This window comes from Duganella radicis (assembly GCF_009720825.1).
GTDB lineage: Bacteria > Pseudomonadota > Gammaproteobacteria > Burkholderiales > Burkholderiaceae_D > Rugamonas > Rugamonas radicis.
This window is the reverse complement of the sequence record NZ_WNKY01000095.1, coordinates 1-4,302: the sequence shown is the minus strand read 5'-3', so window position 1 is coordinate 4,302 and position 4,302 is coordinate 1. Positions and strand designations below refer to the sequence as shown.

5 protein-coding genes are annotated in these 4,302 nt (G+C 58.2%); 1 reads left to right on the top strand and 4 read right to left on the bottom strand.

What is annotated here, in order from left to right:
- The 4 genes from GM676_RS31070 to rpsL form a co-directional block, all read right to left on the bottom strand.
- The coding region (locus tag GM676_RS31070; protein WP_019924766.1) for a GTP-binding protein at window positions 1-226 on the bottom strand (226 nt) is incomplete at its 3' end.
- A gap of 72 nt (window positions 227-298) precedes the next feature.
- Window positions 299-2,404 carry an elongation factor G gene (fusA, locus tag GM676_RS31065; protein WP_155468424.1) on the bottom strand — a complete coding sequence of 702 codons (2,106 nt, stop codon included), beginning with the start codon at window positions 2,402-2,404 and terminating at the stop codon, window positions 299-301.
- A 111-nt stretch (window positions 2,405-2,515) separates the two neighbouring features.
- Window positions 2,516-2,986 carry a 30S ribosomal protein S7 gene (rpsG, locus tag GM676_RS31060; RefSeq protein ID WP_155468423.1) on the bottom strand — a complete coding sequence of 157 codons (471 nt, stop codon included), beginning with the start codon at window positions 2,984-2,986 and terminating at the stop codon, window positions 2,516-2,518.
- Between the two features lie 106 nt (window positions 2,987-3,092).
- On the bottom strand, window positions 3,093-3,476 hold the full coding sequence (rpsL, locus tag GM676_RS31055) for a 30S ribosomal protein S12 (protein WP_092281397.1): 384 nt from the start codon (window positions 3,474-3,476) through the stop codon (window positions 3,093-3,095).
- A gap of 275 nt (window positions 3,477-3,751) precedes the next feature.
- Between rpsL and GM676_RS31050 the strand changes: the two genes are divergently transcribed.
- Window positions 3,752-4,302: phosphoethanolamine transferase domain-containing protein (locus GM676_RS31050; protein WP_155468422.1), on the top strand; the 551-nt coding region annotated here is incomplete at its 3' end.

Sequence of the window (4,302 nt, the reverse complement as noted above, 5' to 3'; positions counted from 1 at the left end):
GACGGCCGGCGGTTTCGTACTCGACGTGCGCGGTGTTGATGGTGATGCCGCGTGCTTTTTCTTCTGGAGCAGCGTCGATCTGGTCGTAAGCTTTGGCTTCGCCGCCGAATTTTTTCGACAGAACGGTAGCGATTGCTGCGGTCAGGGTGGTTTTGCCGTGGTCGACGTGACCGATGGTGCCTACGTTGACGTGCGGTTTAGTCCGCTCGAACTTTTCTTTTGCCATTTTGATTCTTCCTCAGAACAAAGTTTTTAAATGTGCGGCCGGATGATCTACCCGGCCGCAAAAATACCAGAATTACTTCGCTTTCGCGGTAACGATAGCGTCGATAACGTGCTTAGGCGCCTCGGAGTAGTGCTTGAACTCCATGGTGTAGGTTGCACGGCCCTGGGTTGCGGAACGCAGGGTGGTCGAGTAACCAAACATTTCCGACAGTGGCACTTCGGCTTTGATGATCTTGCCGCCGCCGCCCGGGATTTCGTCCATGCCCTGCACCATACCGCGGCGGGACGACAGGTCGCCCATCACGGTACCGGCGTAGTCTTCCGGGGTTTCCACTTCCACAGCCATCATTGGTTCCAGGATGACTGGGTTGGCGCGTTTGCACGCTTCCTTGAATGCCATCGAACCGGCCATGCGGAATGCATTTTCGTTCGAGTCAACATCGTGGTACGAACCGAAGGTCAGGGTGACTTTGACGTCCACCACCGGGTAGCCGGCCAGCACGCCGTTCGACAGGGTTTCGCGCACGCCTTTTTCCACCGCAGGGATGAATTCGCGTGGAATCACACCGCCCTTGATGGCATCGACGAACTCGAAGCCTTTGCCTTGTTCCTGTGGTTCCAGGGTCACGACAGCGTGACCGTACTGACCACGGCCGCCCGACTGCTTGACGAACTTGCCTTCAACGTCGGACACCGATTTGCGCACGGTTTCACGGTAGGCAACCTGTGGTTTGCCCACGGTGGCTTCCACGCCGAATTCGCGCTTCATGCGGTCCACGATAATTTCCAGGTGCAGCTCGCCCATACCACCGATGATGGTCTGGCCCGATTCTTCGTCGGTACGCACGCGGAACGATGGATCTTCCTGAGCCAGACGGTTCAGTGCCAGACCCATTTTTTCCTGGTCAGCCTTGGTCTTAGGTTCCACAGCCTGTTGAATCACTGGCTCTGGGAACACCATTTTTTCCAGGGTGATGATCGACGCTGGATCGCACAGGGTCTCGCCGGTGGTCACGTCTTTCAGGCCCACGGCCGCGGCGATGTCGCCGGCGCGCACTTCTTTGATCTCTTCGCGCTGGTTGGCGTGCATCTGCAGAATACGGCCCAGACGCTCTTTACGGCCTTTCACCGAGTTGTACACGGTGTCGCCAGCGTTGATCACGCCCGAGTACACGCGGAAGAAGGCCAGCTGGCCCACGAACGGGTCGGTCATGATCTTGAAGGCCAGCGCCGAGAACTTCTCGTCGTCAGCGGCCTTGCGGCTGGCTGGCTGCTCGGATTCGTCGGTGCCCGACACGGCGGCGATGTCCACTGGCGATGGCAGGTATTCGATCACTGCGTCCAGCATGGCCTGCACGCCCTTGTTCTTGAAGGCGGTACCGCACATCATCGGCACGATTTCCGAAGCGATGGTGCGCTCGCGGATGGCTTTCTTGATCTCGGCTTCCGACAGGTCACCCTCTTCCAGGTACTTGTTCATCAGGTCTTCGTTCGCTTCAGCAGCGGCTTCAACCATCTTCTCGCGCCACTCGGCGGCCGAATCAGCCAGCTCGGCAGGGATGTCGACGTAGTCGAACTTCATGCCCTGGGAAGCGTCGTCCCAGATGATGGCCTTCATCTTGACCAGGTCGATCACGCCCTTGAAGTTGTCTTCGGCGCCGATCGGGATCTGGATCAGGACTGGGTTGGCCTTCAGGCGTGCGCGCATCTGCTCGTACACTTTGAAGAAGTTCGCGCCGGTACGGTCCATCTTGTTGACGAAGGCCAGACGTGGCACTTTGTACTTGTTGGCCTGACGCCATACGGTTTCCGACTGTGGCTGAACACCGCCCACTGCGCAGTAAACCATGCAAGCACCGTCCAGAACACGCATCGAACGTTCCACCTCAATGGTGAAGTCCACGTGGCCTGGGGTATCGATGATGTTGATGTGGTGTTCCGGGAAGTTGTTCGCCATGCCTTTCCAGAAGCAGGTGGTCGCGGCGGAGGTAATGGTAATACCGCGCTCTTGTTCCTGCTCCATCCAGTCCATGGTGGCGGCGCCATCGTGAACTTCACCGATCTTGTGGTTCACGCCCGTGTAGAACAGAACGCGTTCGGTGGTAGTGGTCTTACCTGCATCGATGTGAGCGGAGATACCGATATTGCGGTAGCGCTCGATGGGGGTCTTGCGGGCCATAATTAATCCTAAATCGTTTAATGGACAAAACCGAGCGCCATTTTTTGAGTCAAAAAATGAGCCCGGCCTCGAACAACGGATAACAGCCAGCTCAGGAGCTGGCCGATTTTATTAGAAGCGGAAGTGCGAGAACGCTTTGTTCGCTTCAGCCATACGGTGAACTTCGTCACGACGCTTCATCGCGCCGCCACGGCCTTCAGCGGCCTCCATCAGTTCGCCTGCCAGACGTTGTGGCATGGACTTCTCGCTGCGCTTGTTGGCAGCTTCGCGCAGCCAACGCATGGACAGAGCCATACGGCGCACTGGGCGGACTTCAACCGGCACCTGGTAGTTTGCACCACCAACGCGACGGGATTTCACTTCAACCAGCGGCTTGGCGTTGTTCAGCGCGGTGGCGAACACTTCCAGCGGGTCTTTGCCCGACTTCTGGGCGATGTGCTCGAAGGCACCGTAGATGATGTTTTCAGCGACCGATTTTTTACCGGACAGCATCAGAACGTTCACGAATTTGGCGACATCGGTGTTGCCGAATTTTGGATCCGGCAGGATCTCGCGCTTGGGTACTTCACGACGACGTGGCATGTCATTTCCTTTTATCTTCAGTTGAGTGCCTTGCGGTCACTCGCGGCGGCCATCATAGCCAGCCACTTACTCGGTCTCTCGACCGGCTCAACTCAATTAATAATGATTACTTCTTGGCTTGCTTGGCGCGCTTGGCACCGTACTTCGAGCGAGCTTGCTTACGGTCTTTAACGCCCTGGGTATCCAGTGCACCGCGAACCATGTGGTAACGCACACCTGGCAAGTCTTTTACACGACCGCCGCGCAGCAGAACAACACTGTGCTCTTGCAGGTTGTGGCCTTCACCGCCGATGTACGAAATCACTTCGAAACCGTTGGTCAGACGCACTTTGGCAACTTTACGCAGTGCCGAGTTAGGCTTCTTAGGAGTGGTGGTGTACACACGGGTGCACACGCCACGTTTTTGCGGGCTGTTTTCCAGCGCCGGCGATTTGCTCTTCACGACCAGCTTGGTGCGTGGTTGGCGAATCAGTTGATTGATGGTTGGCATCGTTCTAAACCCAACTAAATTACAACGTTAACAACCCGGACAGAGTGCCGGGGACAAAAAACCTTCTCTCGATTTACCGGGCCACCGGAGGCGCAAGCAGCCACTCCCATGGAGCAGCCTGATTCAGCGTATACGATGTGCAGAATAAAATGAGAACTCGCGAGTATAGACGTGATGCGTGGCCCAGTCAACCAAAATCACGGCGCGATGCGGCTTGCAAGGATTAAGAAACAATTGATAATAGCAAACAAATCAATCACTGCCCTGCCCGCCGAATGCGATCCCTGCTGCGCCCCGCCCCGCTGTTTGTCCTGATCAGTTACCTGCTGCTGTCGCTGGTGCCCTGCGTGCCCCTGCTGCTGGGCAAGCAGGTGCCGGGGCTGACGCACGTGCTGCTGGTGGAGGCGCTGGCCTGGCTGGCGGTGTGGAGCGTGCTGCAACGGCCGGCCTGGTTCCACTGGCTGCTGATCCCGGCTTTCCTGGCGCTGCCGACCGAGATTTATTTGTTCATTTACTACGGCCAGGGCATCTCCACCCACCACCTCGGCATCATTGCCGAGACCAGCCCCAAGGAGGCGATGGAATTCCTCGGCCGCAAAGTGTGGCTGATGGCGGCCGTGCTGCTGGGCGTGATCGCCTGGTGGGTCGCGGTGCAGATCGCCGCCCGCCGCAGCCCGGCGCTGGCCTGGCGCGGCAAATCGCGCTGGATCGTGCTCGGTATATTGGTGGCGCTGGCCGCGCTGTGGGCCTATGGCTGGGAATTCGGCGTGCGCGCCAGGCCGCCGGCGCCGGCGACGCATGCCAGCGCCGGCAGCGGGGCCGCGCC